The following is a 13,326-nucleotide window of genomic DNA, read 5'->3' on the forward strand; positions in this document are numbered from 1 at the left end:
TCTCGTGGAGGGGATCCCCGACGGACGCCGCAGCCGCTATCAGCTCGCCGACCGGCACCTCGCCCCGGCACTGGACGAGCTGATGCGCGTGATGCTGATCGTCGAGCCCGACTGCTGCGACTCCGACGGATGCACCTGCTGATGTCGACCCTCACGATCACCCCCGACCGACGAGCACGGCTGCAGCGCCGCATCCGTCTCATCGTCGCGTTCACCATCGTCTACAACCTCGTCGAGGCCGTCGTGGCGATCGCCGCAGGCTCCGTCGCCTCCTCCGCCGCCCTGATCGGCTTCGGGTTGGACTCGAGCATCGAGGTGCTCTCGGCCGCCGCCGTCGCGTGGCAGTTCACCCGCCGCGACCCCGAGCGGTGGGAGAAGCCCACGCTGCGGGTGATCGCGGTCGCGTTCTTCGCGCTGGCGGTCTACGTCACGGTGACCTCGCTGTGGGCGCTGATCGGCGGGGAACGACCGGAGCACAGCACGGTCGGTCTCGTGCTCACCGCTCTGAGCGTGGCGATCATGCCGATCGTGTCGCTCGCCGAGAGGCGTGCGGGCCGCGAGATCGGCTCGGGCACCGCCGTCGCCGACTCGATGCAGACACTGATCTGCACCTACCTCTCGGCCGCGGTCCTGGTGGGGCTGGCCCTCAACAGCCTGTTCGGATGGTGGTGGGCGGATGCGGTCGCAGGACTCGTGATCGCGGTCTTCGCCGTGCGGGAGGGCCTGGAGGCCTGGCGCGGGGACGCGTGCGCCACCTCGGTCGGCATGATCCTCGACGACGACCACGACGGCGATCACGACCACGACCACGACCACGACGGCCGCGCGCACCGCTGACGCGACTCAGATCCAGCCGCGCGCCTCGGCCATCAGCACCGCCTGCTGCCGCGTGCCGACCCCGAGCTTCGCCAGCACCGCGGAGATGTGGTTGCGCACTGTGCCGGGGGCGAGCGAGAGGCTCCGGGCGATCTGCCCCGTGGTCTCGCCGCGGCGCCCCGCGCGCAGCACATCGAGCTCACGATCGGTCAGCGGCGAGCGCTCGTCGCTGAGCGCGTCGGCGGCGATCTCGGGATCGACGTACCGCGCGCCCGCGGCGACGCGGCGGATCACGTCGGCGACCTGGTCGGCGCCCCGCGACTTCGGCAGGAACCCCGAGACGCCCGAGGCGAGGGCGCGCCGCAGCACTCCGGGGCGCGCGTGGCGGGTGACGACCACGCACCGCGTGGCGATCGCCCTGCCGAGCTTCTCGGCGACCTCGACTCCGTCGAGTCCGGGCATCTCGAGGTCGAGCAGGCACACGTCGGGCTTCAGCTCCAGCGCCCGGGCGAGGGCCTCCTCGCCGTCGACGCACTCGGCGACGACCTCGATGTCCCCCTCGAGTCGCAGCAGCGCGGCGAGCGCGGAGCGGATCATCCCCTCGTCGTCGGCGAGCAGCACCCGGATCATCGCATCGCCCTCTCGTCGGATGTCGCCCTCGCTGCGGGCACCGTCACGACCACGACGAACTCCCCCTCATCGTCGCGGATCTCCAGTGTGCCACCGGCCTCCGCGATGCGCCGCCTGACGCCGTCCAGCCCGGAGCCGATCGGCTGCACCACGGCATCCGCGCCGACGTCGTTCGCCACCTCGTATCGCCAGCCGTCGGGCGCGCGCCCCAGGGTGAGACGCGCGTGCCCGCCCGCTCCATGGCGCAGCACATTCGTCGTGGTCTCCCGGATGACGGGCCCCAGAGCCGAGGACGGCGCGTCATCGGCATCCGGGGCGATCTCCGCCTGCACCTGGAGACCGGCGGCCGCGAGCAGATCGCGGGCATTCGCCACCTCGTCGCCGAGGGGCACCGAACGGAACCGGGTCGCGAGGTCGCGCGTGCCCTGGCGTGCCTCGTCGACGCTCACCCGCGCGGCCCGCAACTGCTCGAGGGCGGCATCAGGGTCGAGGGGCAGCAGACGCTCTGCGAGCTCGAGCTGCAGGGCGATCACCTGCAGGTGGTGACCCTGCAGGTCGTGCACGTCGGTGGCGACGCGCAGGCGCTCCTGGGTCGCGGCGAGACGCGCCTCCGAGGCCCGCGCGCGATCGAGGGTGACGAGAACGTCCCACCACCAGAGCGAGCTCACCGACATCGCCGGGATGAGGATCGCGTAGAACGCGGCGATCCACCCCGGCCCTCCCGGCTGGACCGCTCCCCTCGCTCCGTCGACGAACGCGGCGCCCACGAGCAGGGCGGTCATCAGCGCCACGACCCGGAGCCGGATGCCCTTGGGCCAGTTGAGCAGCACCACCGATTGCGCGACCGGCATCAGCGCGAGCAACCAGCTGTCGACCACCACCCCGGCGACCACCCCGTAGACGACCGCGATCAGCAGCGGCGGGGCGATGCGCGTCCACGCGATGCCGGGCTCGGCGTCGACCCGATGCCGGTAGGCCCACAGCAGCACGATCGTCGACAGCCACCAGACGAGTCCGCCGACGCCCACGACGATCCACCCGGCACCCGGACCCGGCACCGCGAGTGCCTGGAGTGCCCACACCAGCACGAGGAACAGCTCGAGGAAGACCACGGCCGAGAACGTGTACCACCAGGTCGCGGTGATGCCGCGGGCGAGCTGCCGCTGACCGGGAGGGGGATCGACGAGCGGATCGACCGGGCGGGAGGAGGGGCTCATGCCCCCACGATACGGGCGTGACAGATGTCATGGATGCCGCAGGCGAACCACCCGGAAAGCGGTGACGGCTCGACACTGCCGTCGACGCACGATGCGCGATGGACTGTACTCATCGCGGCGGAGAGACCGGCGCACAGACCAACGGGAGAGATCCATGAACCTCATCGAGACGTTCCAGGGCTTCGTCGCCCAGGTGCCCGAGCTCATCCAGCCGCTCATCATCGCGCTCGCCGGCGCGATCCCGTTCATCGAGGGCGAGGGGGCGGTGTCGATCGGCATCATCGGCGGCATCCATCCGGTGATCGCCGCGATCGCCGCGATCGTGGGCAACTTCCTCTGCGTCGCGGTCCTCGTCATCGCCGGCTCCGGTGCCCGCTCGGCGATCGTGAAGCGCACGCGGAGCCGGGAGACGGTCGCCGCAGGCGGCGCGGGCAGCGTCGGAGGCGGTGTCTCGGAGACCGCCGCCGCCGGCGCCACCGACCGTGGCAGCGCCCGCCGCGAGAAGTTCCAGCGTGCGTTCGAGCGCTACGGCGTGCCGGGCGTCAGCCTGCTCGGTCCGCTGCTGCTGCCGACGCACTTCACCGCGACGATGCTCGCCGCCTCCGGCATCGGCAAGGCACGCATCCTCATCTGGCAGGCCGTGGCGATCATCGGCTGGACGACGATCGTCGCCGTCATCGTCGGCGGCGCGGTCTCCGCGATCCGCTGATCCGTCGGCTGCCCGCCTCCGGGTGGGACTGCGCACGGCACACGACACGAGGCGGTCACCCTTCGGTGACCGCCTCGTGTCGTCTGTGTCCCGTCCGCTCAGAGCTGTTCGGCGCTCGCACGGCGCCGGGCCGCGACGCCGGTGGCGATGCCGCCACCCGCGATCAGCGCGACGGCGAGCGCCAGGAACCCGTACCCGATCTCGCCTCCGGTCAGCGCCAGCCCGCCGGGAGGCGGAGTCCGCACGCCCGGAGGCGGCGTCGGGGTCGGGGGCACAGTCGGCGGCACAGACGGCGGGGGCGTCGTCGGCGGAACGGACGGCGGCGGCTTCACCGGATTCGCGGTGTTGGTGAGTGTCAGCGCCACCCCCGCTTTCGACGACGGCGTGACCTCGAAGGTTCCGTTGCCGACGTCGACGACGCCCTCACCGGTGATCGTCCAGGGGCCCCACGCGATGCCCTCGATGCTCGGCAGGTCGACCTCCTCGATCACGAAGGTCGACCCGAGGGGCGCCCGCGTGCTGTCGACGGACTCGCCGACCGGCACCGTCATGGCCGTGGCGGGGGCATCGGATCCCTTCACGGAGTACCGCACGGTGTACGTCGCCGAGCGCGCGGCCTCTGCCAGCGGGCCGGTGAGCTGCTTCATGATCGAGAACCGGGTGAATTCGACACCGGTGCCGCCTCCTCCCCCCGACTCGGTGACGGTGTGCGTGGCCGACGTCTCGAAGGTGTTCACGACCGCCTTGTTGCCGAAGACGTCGCCCGGCGCCACCGGGCCGTCGGCCTGCGTGTAATAGATCAGCTCGTAGGCGAAGCCGCTGTCCGGGAGCCCGGATGCCGTGAATCGGAAGGAGCCGCCGTCGTCGGCGAACACCGTCTGGTAGCTCTCGGGACCGAGGACGGTCCAGCCGCCCACGAGCTGTCCGTTCTCCACCGCCTGCTGCCGCAGCAGCACCTCGCCCGTGTAGTGGTGTGCGCTGTGGGTGCCGTCGAGGGTGTCGGCGATCGTGAAGGATCCGTCGGTGACGTATCCGCTCGGGACTCCGACGACCCACTTCAGCCGGCCGTCGGTCGTGGTCTGACCACCGAACTTGTAGGGCTTCGCCTGCTCCGTGGGGTTTGTGGGCACGATGCCGCCGTCTCCGGGGAGGTCGACGATCTCGATCGTGTCTCCCAGGTCGAACTCGACCGTCTCGTCGGTCGTGGACTGCGATGCCCTGGCCTGCATCCAGAAGGTGCCGCCCACGTCTTCCTTACCCTCGACGGCGTCGGTGAGCGTGCACACCATGTCGGGCCCCTGCCCCGCGGCGACGAGGCATGTCGCCATGACCTCGTTCGTCTCCGGGTCGAGGATGTCGAACGTGCCCGCGGCCTGACGGCTGAACTCGGCAGGCAGGGTCATGCCGAAGGTCTCCCCGGCGTGCGCCCCCTCCGGCACGCTCCAGTCACCGGAGATTCGCACCGTCTGCCACTGCTCGAGCGGACCGCCCCCGTTATGCCCCTCGAGCACCACGTTCGAGATCGCACCGGGGTAGGTCACCGTCGGCGCGGCGGCCGCCGGCAGCGCGCCCCCGAGCAGACCCGCGATGCCCATGAGCATCGCCACCACGATCGCGACGACGCCTCGCCGCGGCGATACGGCCCCCGTTCCGTTCTCGATCCGTCTCTCCGACGTCTCGTCGCCGCTCATCGTTCTGCGTGCACGCACGACATCACACTCCCCAGTCATCATCTTCGGCATCTACTCGGACCACTCCCAGTCGTGGTCCTCCTAAGAGATCAGGAAAGGGGCCTCCCATTACGCGCATCTCGGAATACACCTGCGGTATTCCGGCACAGCGCGTATCGAGCCGCTGTGCCGCCGATGCCTCAGGACGTCTCTACGATGAAGGCATGCACCCCATCGACACCCTCGCTCTCGTCGCCGAGGTGCTGTCGTGGATCGGGCTGGGGCTGGGCCTGCCGCTGCTGATCGTGGCTGCGCTCATCAGAGTCACCGAAGGCCCGTGGATGCCGATCGAGATCGCCGTCATCGACCGCGACGGCGAGCTGCTCGCCCGCTGGTTCGCCGGCGACGACTTCCGAGAACGGAGGCTGCGACGCAGCGAGCCGTCGACGGTCGGCTGGACCACCGGCGTCGTCAGCGCGAACGACCCGGCGAGGGCGCGGATCGGCGAGCCTCCGCACTTCCGCCGCGTCGTGCGGACGCTCGGGATCGTGTTCACCGGAGTCGGCGCGCTCGGCCTGATCGTGTCGCTGGTGCCGCTGTTCCTCTGACGCGCGACCGCAGCCGCGGTCGCGGGCCGGGTTCGACCGCGCTGAGGGCTCGTGGTCGTCGATCTCTCCGGGGACGAGCAGGTGCACCCTCGAAGGCACTGATCAGCATCGTCAGGACCACCAGCGGAACGTCGAGGGGATCACCCCCTCGACGTACGGATGCAGCCCGCCTCTGGCCGAAAGTCAGAAACACTGACTCATCGTTGGTCGAGACCGAGAGGCGCTCTCACATACCTTCGCGGTGAGCCGATGATCATCGGATACCATCACGAAGGAAGACAAAGATGTCGAATGCAATGACGCACCTTTACTCACTCCCACAGGCGCCCGCGAGGGCCCTCGAGGCGCTCCAGCAGAAATACGAGACGAGCGACAACCCCGTGATCGTCGTGGCTGTCGCGGCGGCGATCGTGCTGGGAGTCGGCTTCATCGCCTTCCTGACGGCCATGTGCATCAGCCGCGGCTACAGCGGGTTCGGCGCGGTGGTCGACATCACCTGGACCAACCCGTTCTCCGCGAACGTCACGTTCAAATGCATCTAGAGATGACGCATGCCACCGAGGGTGCGGGCGCGAGTGTCGCGCCCGTGCTCTCCGTGAGCGCTCTGACGAAGCGTTACCGGGGCGGACAGGGAATCACCGACGCGAGTATCGAGGTCGCGCCCTCCGCCCTCGTAGGGGTGATCGGCCCGAACGGCTCCGGCAAGACGACTCTCGTGCACAGCATCGTCGGACTGCTCGAGCCCGACGCCGGTGAAGTGCTGATCGATCGGTCTCCCGCCGCGGATCTCGACGCCAAGAGCAAGCTCGGCTTCGTGCCGGACGAGCTGCCGCTTCCGTCGAGTCTGAGCGGAAACGAGTTCATCGACTACCTCGCCCGCCTGCAGCCGGGATTCGATTCCGAGTGGAAAGACTATCTCTGCGAGATACTCGGCCTCACCGACCACCTGGCGCGGTTCATCGGCGACTACTCACACGGTATGAAGAAGAAGATCCAGTTCGTCGCCGCCCTCGCCCATACTCCGCGGCTCCTGGTCTTGGACGAGCCGTTCCGCGGTCTCGACCCCGAGGCCGCCATCTGCATCCGTGCGCTCATCGACGCACACAGGGCGCGTGGCGGCGGGGTGCTGGTCGCCACACACGATCTCCTCTTCGCCGAGCAGTTCTGCACCAGCGTCGTGATCCTCGCGGATCAGAGAGTCGCGGCCTCCGGGCACCCTGCCGCCTTGCGCGAGGAAAGCGGCGCCGCGTCACTCGAAGAGGTGTTCCTGCACGTGTCGGGGCTCGCCTCTCAGGTGCTCACGGTGGAGTCCGGTATCGCTGCCCGATTCCCCGTACACGTCCGACTCTGATCCAACGAAAGGCTTCTCTCATGTCCTCCGCGCTCCGCCAGCTCGCCCTCATCCTCTCGGCGCTCCTCCTCGCGCCGATCGTCTGCTTCCTCCTCTTCCTCGGCAGCATCGCGCTCACCGTCGCCACGGGCACCGCGGTCTCGGTGCCGGGTATGACCGAGAACGGCAGCGGCGTGGGCGCCGAGCTCGCCAGCGCGCAGTTCGTGTTCCCGGGTTCTCTGATCTGGCTCATCGCGACCGCCGTCGTCATCTACCTCGTCGGATTGCTCATCGTGCGACGCAGCTCCCGGGCGAGCGAACCCGCTCTCGCATGATCGCCCGGCCGGCGGGATTCCTCGGCCAGTCCCGCACGATCGCGTCCTTGACGCTCAGGGTGTGGTCGAACGAGTTCACCCGTCAGTTCGGCGGCAGTCGAGCGACCTCACGGGCCATGATCGGGGTTCTCGTCGCGCTGCTCGCCGGATGGCAGCTGCTGGGCGTCGTCCCCCTCCTGATGGGGCAGACCGCGGTCGTCCCCGCTGCTCTTCAGGTGCAGATGGTGTCGGAGCAGCTGACGATGGCCGCGGCGATGAGTCTCTGCCTGCTGACCATCGTCCTGGTCGTGTCTCCCTCGCGGACGGCTGTGGACGATCTGCTCGCGCCGTATCCCGTGCGCGCCGCAGCCCTGCGGTTCGGGTCGCACGGAGTCCTCCTGGGGTCGGCGTGCGCCGCCGCGCTCCTGTTCACGCTGCCGTTCATCGTGCCGGCCGTGCCGCTGATCAGCGAGAGGATGCGCGTGCTCCTCGTGCTCGCCTGGATGCTCGTCTGCTGCGCAAGCATCGCCGCAGGCTGGGCGCTCTTCCGCGGTGCGACCTGGCTGTCTCGGACGGTCTTGCGAGTGCCGTCGGCGTTCGGCCGCTCTCTCGCCTCGTTCGCACTGATCGCCGGTGTCATCGCGATCCTGGCTCTGCGCGTTCGCCTCCCTTGGGCCGATTCGGTCCTCGTGGGCTCGACCGTGGCTCTGGGCGCTGCGGCAGTCTGCGTGGTGTTTCTGCTCCTGGGAACGGGAATCCCCTCCGACGTTCGCGAGGCGGGCGACGGCGCGATCATCCCGATCGCCGCCAGGCTGGGGCGCCGCGTCTCCGTGCCCGGGCGGGAGCGCACGATCGTGCGCATCGAACTCACCCAATGGATGCGCTCCTCGCTGGTCGTCGCCGCCGAGACCCTCACGGTGCTGGTCGCCGTGGCCATCGCCCTCATGATCGGTCTGGGAGTGCTGCTGCCCGCGTCGGTCGGCTTCGCTCTGCTCGTCGCAGCCGCCGGCGGAAGCGCGATGTTCGGATTCGGTGTCACCGCCCCCTACCGATGGATCAGGGCGGCGGTCGCGGGGCGGAGAGGTCAGGCGTCGGCGACGCGCGTCTCGCTCGCCGCGGCGGTCGTCGTCGCATCGGTGATCACGCTCTGCGTGATGGTTCTGCTCGTCGCAACCGGCATGCTGAGCGTGTCCGACGTCATCGCGGCCCTCCCGGCGATGGTCCTGAGCTTCTGCGCGGCCTTCGCAGCGGGAGTGCTCTTTCCGGTGAGTCCGCGGCAGAACATGTCGAGTCTGTTCACCCTGCTGCTGGCGCTGCTCCTGACCGTGGGTGCGGGCGTCGCTCTTCAGCAGATCGCCTCTGATTGGGGGCGCGCTCTGTCGATGGTCGTCGTGGGGGTCGGCGCGCTCGCGCTCGCATTCACTGTGGTGCGGCGTCGCGAACCGCTCGCCCACGCGGCTCTGGCCGCATGACGCCGTCGGACACCACGACGGCAGGAGGCGTTCGCGTGTTGCGGCTCCACCCCGGAGTCCGACTCGATCGTGGCGTCGACGGTGCTTGGCTGCTCTCCGACGACGCCCGAGCGCTGCGCGGCGTCCCGCTCACGACCGCGGATGCCGAAAGCCTCGACACCGTCTGCGTCGACGGCTCAGACGGGGAACGTCGAGAGCTGGGATGGCCGGTCGCGATCGATGTGCTTCTGCACGGCGCCGCGAGCGGTGATCGTCGATTCATCGAGAGCCTTAGAGGGGATGCCTCCCTGTCCTCACCGGAGCGGGCTCTGCTCCGGTCGCTCGCTCGGTCTCGACGCATGCGCCCGCGTCGCTTCGACGCCTTCTCGGTCTGCGGCTTCGTCATCGGTGCGGTGGTGCGCCAGTTGACCGTTGTTCTGGTCGTGACCTCGCTTCTGCTCGGCGCGATGGCGATCGCTCTCGACCTCCCGGCTCGCCAGATCCCCATGATCCTGGTGCTCCCTCTGCTGATCCCCGTCGTGATCGGAACGCATGAGGCCGCGCACTGGATGACGATGCTGAGGCTGACCTCCGCGCGGGCATCCGGCGCGCTGCTGGTCCGCGGCCGGCAGATCGCGGTGCTGACGCCGGACCTGGACACGAGCACGATGCGCAGAGTGGCGGCTGCGGGGCCGTGCGCGGGCATCGCGGTGTGCGCGATCTGGACGGGTATCTGGGCGTTCATCGGAGATCCGTTCGGGATCGCCGTCGGCGTCCTGTTGGGCGTCAGTCAGCTGCTGGGGTTGACGCCGCTCTCGAAAGACGGACGCGCTCTGCTCGGCATCCGGACGTGATCGTCAGACGTCGATGAGACCGGCCCGCACCGCGAAGATCAGAACCTGCAGCCGGTCGCGTGCGTTCCACTTGCGCATGACGGTGCTGAGGCACGCCTTGACGGTGCCCTCCGAGACGTTCAGCCTGGCACCGATCTCAGGGTTCGATCGGCCATGCGCCAGCTCTTTCACGATCGCCAGTTCGCGTCCGGTGAGCTCCATCCCCGGGGAGAACCGGGCGATGGGCTCGGACGCGTTGGAGAGCACCGCGCCGATCAGACGCTTCGTCACGGCGGGCGACACGATCGTCATGCCCGCGTGTACCTGTCTGACCCCCGCGATGACGTCCTCCGGCTCGGAATCCTTCAGCAGGTACCCCGACGCTCCGGCACGAAGCATCGGCAGAACGGCGTCGTAGGAGCCGAGTGCGGTGACCGCGAGGATGCGCACCTGCGGGTGCTCGGCGAGGATCCGCTCGGTCGCGATCACCCCGTCCATGTTCGGCATGTGAACGTCCATGATGATGACGTCCGGACGGTGCATCATCGCCAGGTCGACGGCTTCCACCCCGTCCTTCGCCGTGGCGACGACCACGACGTCGGCCACGGTGGCGAAGAAGAGACTCAGAGCACGGCGAACGAGAGCGTCGTCATCGACGACCATGACCCGGATCGGCTCCATGCTGACAAACTTACTCATTCGAACAAGAGGCTCTTCCATCTTCTGGCCAGAAGTGCAGATCGTGATCCTCCACTTTCGACCAAGATGTCAGAAGGTCCGAAAAAAGGAGATCACCATGTTCCGCATCCTCATCCCCGCCGCATACGCAGATGGCGTGTGGGAGGACATCTGCCGCATCCTGCAGTTCTGCAGCTGAGCGAGTGAGCGATCCGGCGCGCCGTCGCCTGCTCGGACTCCTGCGCGGTGATGCGTCGGAGCGGGTTCCAGCGACCGGCGACACCGGGTTCGCGGATTTCATACCTCTCGTACCAGCGGCGAGGGTCGTGCTCCTCGTCGCAGCAGTCGTCGGGTGCATCGCCACTCTTGTCTCCGCCGCGAGTTCAGGGTTCCCGCCGACGGCAGCGCTGCAGTTCGGGGTCACGGCGGCCTTCGCCCTGTTCGCTGTCAACCCGATCGCTGCTGCCGCGGCGATCGCTGCAGCCATGTGCCTCTCCTTCCCCCTCGACATCGAGAGGCCGATGCTGCTGGCGGTGATCGTCGCCGTCGGATTCGTCTCCCGAATCGGATCGCGCACGCTTCTCCTCGCTTACGGGGGTTTCGTCGTCGTCGCCATCGCAGGGATCGTCTGGATGGACGGCAGCTCGATCCCGGCGATGAGCGTGCTGCTGTACGTGGTCTTCGCGGTGATCGCGGGGTCCCTCGGTCTCCTGATGCGTGCGGGAGCCACGCGCGAGCAGCGCCTGGCGGTTCAGCTCATCGCCGAGGAGCGGAGATCCACAGACATCGTCAGGGACGAGCGCGCGCGGATCGCCGCTGACCTGCACGATGTGATCGCGCGCGATCTGGTCGTGATCGTCATGCACGCCAGGGCCCTCGATCAGCTCGACCGGCCCGCACTGACGCAGGCCCAGGCCGAGATACTGAGCGCGGCCAAGAGCGCGCTGTCCGACATCCGAGTGATCGTCGCGGCGGTCGACCCCGTTCCGCTGACATCCGGAGTGGAGGCACCGGCGCTGGCCGAGGAGATCGCCCAGGCGCACCATCTCCTCGATGCCCCGGGACGCACGCTCCGAGTCGGAGGTGCGATCCCGGAACTTCCCAAGCACATCGACGGGGCCCTCGGTCGGATCCTCCGCGAGGCCGCGCTGAACGCCTCGAAGCATGGAGCACCCGGCGAGACGACGCTGGAGGTGCAGTCCCGCGACGGCGAGGTGCGCCTCGAGCTGCGCAACCCGATTCACCCCGAGGGCACGGACGTCCCCTTCGCGCTCGGAGGGCACGGGATCACACGCATGCGAGAGCACGCGCAGATGCTCGGCGGCGACGTCGAGACATCGTGTGATCACGACGTGTGGACGACGAGCGCACGACTCCCGCTCTGAGGTGGTCGTGAGCCGTCTACATCAGGACGGAGGCCGCGCGGCGTTCGCCGCCCCGACCGCCCACACGAAGTCGGGAACCCGGTCGTTCACGGCATGATCGCCGACCTCGAACCACGCACGTGGCCAGCGCCCCTCAGGATCCCGCCGTCCGCCGCCGAATCCGCATCGCGCCCTTCGCCCACGACGGGTCAACGACCCGCCCGTCGTGAACGATGTCGACAGCCCGCGCGGCCACCAATCGGCGAGCGGCACGGCGGGCGGGCTCCTCCAGGGCGCGCCAGCCATCGCCGCCGACGGCACGTGCCGCGTCGGACGTACTGATCGTCTCCTTCGCGGGGCGTTGCGCGAGAAGAGCGAGGATCGTCGCCTCGAGCTCGCGATCCGTCGGCGTGACCTTGCGCGAGCGGCACGCGGCCGAGCAGTACTTCACCTCTTCCCAGACGGCGGACCACGATGCCCGCCACTGCATCTCGCGACCACACGACGCACAGACCTTCGTCTCGACCTGCGGACGCGGGTCACGCTGCCTGCTCACAGCGCGAGACCCGGTGACTGTGTGCGCACGATACTCAGCGTAAACCGGCGCCGCGCGGCTTTGAACCCAGCCCATTCGATCGAGGCCAGACGTGCGGCAATCACGACTGAGCTCCGGGCCGCGCTCACCGAGTTGAGGTTGCCCGGGGCGAGTTCGCCATTGGTCGGCCTCTGCCACGAAGTTGCCGGGAGAACGCGGGATTCGGGAAGGGCTCAGGCGACGCTACAGCGTGGTCGCGTAGATGCGGAACCTGCGCTGAGTGACGGTGATCGGAGCTGCAGCCTGCAGGTCGGAGAGACGCCGAGCATGCGATCGCACGGCGAATCCGGGCGCGTCCCACGGCACGAGGCCGATGTAGGTGACGAGGGCGACAGCATCCCTGAACCGCATCGTCCCCTCCCAGTGGTCGACCTGGTCGATCCGCATCCCTGCGTCCCGAAGGGCCTCTGCCTGCGCGTCCGCCGTGACGTCGGAGTGGAGGTATTCACCCCCGAACCACTCATGGATCTCAGGGGCGTCGAAGCCGTCGACCTGCTGCGTCAGGAACCTGCCGCCCGAGACCAGCACCCGTGCGACCTCGGCCGGGTCGTAGGACTCGTGACGGGACATCACCACGTCCTGACTCCGGTCGGGAAGGTCGAGGGGATCTCCGGCCTCCGAGTCGTACTGCAGTACTCTCACGCGATGGGGCGTGAGGCGTGCTCGCGCTTCGGGAACGTTGGGCGGCCACCCCTCGGTCGCTATGACCTGAGGCGGGCGAGAAGGCCCATCTGCCAGTGAGTCCAGCAGCGCGGACAGCCGCTCGCCGCCTCCGGTTCCCAGATCCACGGCTCCGACGCGGGAGTCGCGCAGCGCGTGCAGACAGTCGGCCTCGAAGTCCCACCAGGGGCTGTCGGAGGTCAGCGCACCATCCAGCCGCGAGAAGTCCCATCCGACCATCTGCGCGTCGGCATGTGCCGCTTCGAGTCGCGCGAGAAGATCCACGTCGATCCCCTCGAGGTCGCCGCCGAGATCGCTGCGGGGCATTGGGGCCTCGGTCTGCTCGTCCGCCGTCACGCTGCGAGTCTGGCATATCGACTCGGTCTCGATGGATCGCTGCCAGCGAGTACTGTGACTCCGTCAGTTAGTCTACGATGTAGATCTACGGAGG

15 protein-coding genes are annotated in these 13,326 nt (G+C 68.9%); 9 read left to right on the plus strand and 6 right to left on the minus strand.

The features are described 5' to 3' along the window. Window positions 1-141 precede the first annotated feature (141 nt). Entirely contained in the window at window positions 142-837 is a 696-nt protein-coding gene (locus ABTZ43_RS10295; protein ID WP_350538715.1) for a cation efflux transmembrane domain-containing protein, read from the plus strand. Window positions 838-843: 6 nt separating this feature from the next. Here ABTZ43_RS10295 and ABTZ43_RS10300 read toward each other — a convergent pair whose 3' ends face one another. After that, window positions 844-1,446 (minus strand): response regulator transcription factor, encoded by a 603-nt coding sequence (locus ABTZ43_RS10300; protein WP_056412617.1) that lies wholly within the window; start codon window positions 1,444-1,446, stop codon window positions 844-846. Next, entirely contained in the window at window positions 1,443-2,663 is a 1,221-nt protein-coding gene (locus ABTZ43_RS10305; RefSeq protein ID WP_350538716.1) for a sensor histidine kinase, read from the minus strand. Before ABTZ43_RS10305 ends, ABTZ43_RS10300 begins: the two co-directional genes overlap by 4 nt. 154 nt (window positions 2,664-2,817) lie before the next feature. On the opposite strand from ABTZ43_RS10305, the gene ABTZ43_RS10310 reads away from it, so the two are divergent. Next, the gene (locus tag ABTZ43_RS10310; RefSeq protein WP_350538717.1) at window positions 2,818-3,372 is read left to right on the plus strand and encodes a small multidrug efflux protein; all 555 of its coding nucleotides are present in this window, start codon (window positions 2,818-2,820) and stop codon (window positions 3,370-3,372) included. A 98-nt stretch (window positions 3,373-3,470) separates the two neighbouring features. Here ABTZ43_RS10310 and ABTZ43_RS10315 read toward each other — a convergent pair whose 3' ends face one another. Beyond that, window positions 3,471-5,081, minus strand: a complete 1,611-nt coding sequence (locus tag ABTZ43_RS10315) for an Ig-like domain-containing protein (protein ID WP_350538718.1) — start codon at window positions 5,079-5,081, stop codon at window positions 3,471-3,473. A gap of 185 nt (window positions 5,082-5,266) precedes the next feature. On the opposite strand from ABTZ43_RS10315, the gene ABTZ43_RS10320 reads away from it, so the two are divergent. The 6 genes from ABTZ43_RS10320 (at window position 5,267) to ABTZ43_RS10345 (ending at window position 9,599) form a co-directional block, all read left to right on the plus strand. Further along, window positions 5,267-5,650: a hypothetical protein gene (locus ABTZ43_RS10320; RefSeq protein WP_056412631.1), complete on the plus strand. Its 384-nt coding sequence runs from the start codon at window positions 5,267-5,269 to the stop codon at window positions 5,648-5,650. A gap of 284 nt (window positions 5,651-5,934) precedes the next feature. Next, window positions 5,935-6,192: a hypothetical protein gene (locus ABTZ43_RS10325; protein ID WP_157550687.1), complete on the plus strand. Its 258-nt coding sequence runs from the start codon at window positions 5,935-5,937 to the stop codon at window positions 6,190-6,192. 2 nt (window positions 6,193-6,194) lie between these two features. Then, window positions 6,195-7,001 carry an ABC transporter ATP-binding protein gene (locus ABTZ43_RS10330; RefSeq protein ID WP_314096855.1) on the plus strand — a complete coding sequence of 269 codons (807 nt, stop codon included), beginning with the start codon at window positions 6,195-6,197 and terminating at the stop codon, window positions 6,999-7,001. Window positions 7,002-7,021: 20 nt separating this feature from the next. Further along, window positions 7,022-7,315: a hypothetical protein gene (locus ABTZ43_RS10335; protein WP_056412637.1), complete on the plus strand. Its 294-nt coding sequence runs from the start codon at window positions 7,022-7,024 to the stop codon at window positions 7,313-7,315. Next, entirely contained in the window at window positions 7,312-8,766 is a 1,455-nt protein-coding gene (locus tag ABTZ43_RS10340) for a hypothetical protein (RefSeq protein WP_350538719.1), read from the plus strand. The genes ABTZ43_RS10335 and ABTZ43_RS10340 overlap by 4 nt, the downstream gene beginning before the upstream one ends. A 35-nt stretch (window positions 8,767-8,801) precedes the next feature. After that, window positions 8,802-9,599 carry a hypothetical protein gene (locus ABTZ43_RS10345; protein WP_350538720.1) on the plus strand — a complete coding sequence of 266 codons (798 nt, stop codon included), beginning with the start codon at window positions 8,802-8,804 and terminating at the stop codon, window positions 9,597-9,599. Between the two features lie 3 nt (window positions 9,600-9,602). Here ABTZ43_RS10345 and ABTZ43_RS10350 read toward each other — a convergent pair whose 3' ends face one another. Next, window positions 9,603-10,277 (minus strand): response regulator, encoded by a 675-nt coding sequence (locus tag ABTZ43_RS10350; protein ID WP_235563994.1) that lies wholly within the window; start codon window positions 10,275-10,277, stop codon window positions 9,603-9,605. Window positions 10,278-10,459: 182 nt separating this feature from the next. Between ABTZ43_RS10350 and ABTZ43_RS10355 the strand changes: the two genes are divergently transcribed. After that, window positions 10,460-11,641: a sensor histidine kinase gene (locus tag ABTZ43_RS10355; protein WP_350538721.1), complete on the plus strand. Its 1,182-nt coding sequence runs from the start codon at window positions 10,460-10,462 to the stop codon at window positions 11,639-11,641. A 133-nt stretch (window positions 11,642-11,774) separates the two neighbouring features. Here ABTZ43_RS10355 and ABTZ43_RS10360 read toward each other — a convergent pair whose 3' ends face one another. After that, window positions 11,775-12,176, minus strand: a complete 402-nt coding sequence (locus tag ABTZ43_RS10360) for a DUF3253 domain-containing protein (protein WP_253385509.1) — start codon at window positions 12,174-12,176, stop codon at window positions 11,775-11,777. Between the two features lie 222 nt (window positions 12,177-12,398). After that, window positions 12,399-13,232, minus strand: a complete 834-nt coding sequence (locus ABTZ43_RS10365; RefSeq protein ID WP_350538723.1) for a class I SAM-dependent methyltransferase — start codon at window positions 13,230-13,232, stop codon at window positions 12,399-12,401. Between the last annotated feature and the right edge of the window lie 94 nt (window positions 13,233-13,326).

The sequence above is a fragment of the Microbacterium sp. NPDC097977 genome, from assembly GCF_040302605.1.
Lineage (GTDB): Bacteria > Actinomycetota > Actinomycetes > Actinomycetales > Microbacteriaceae > Microbacterium.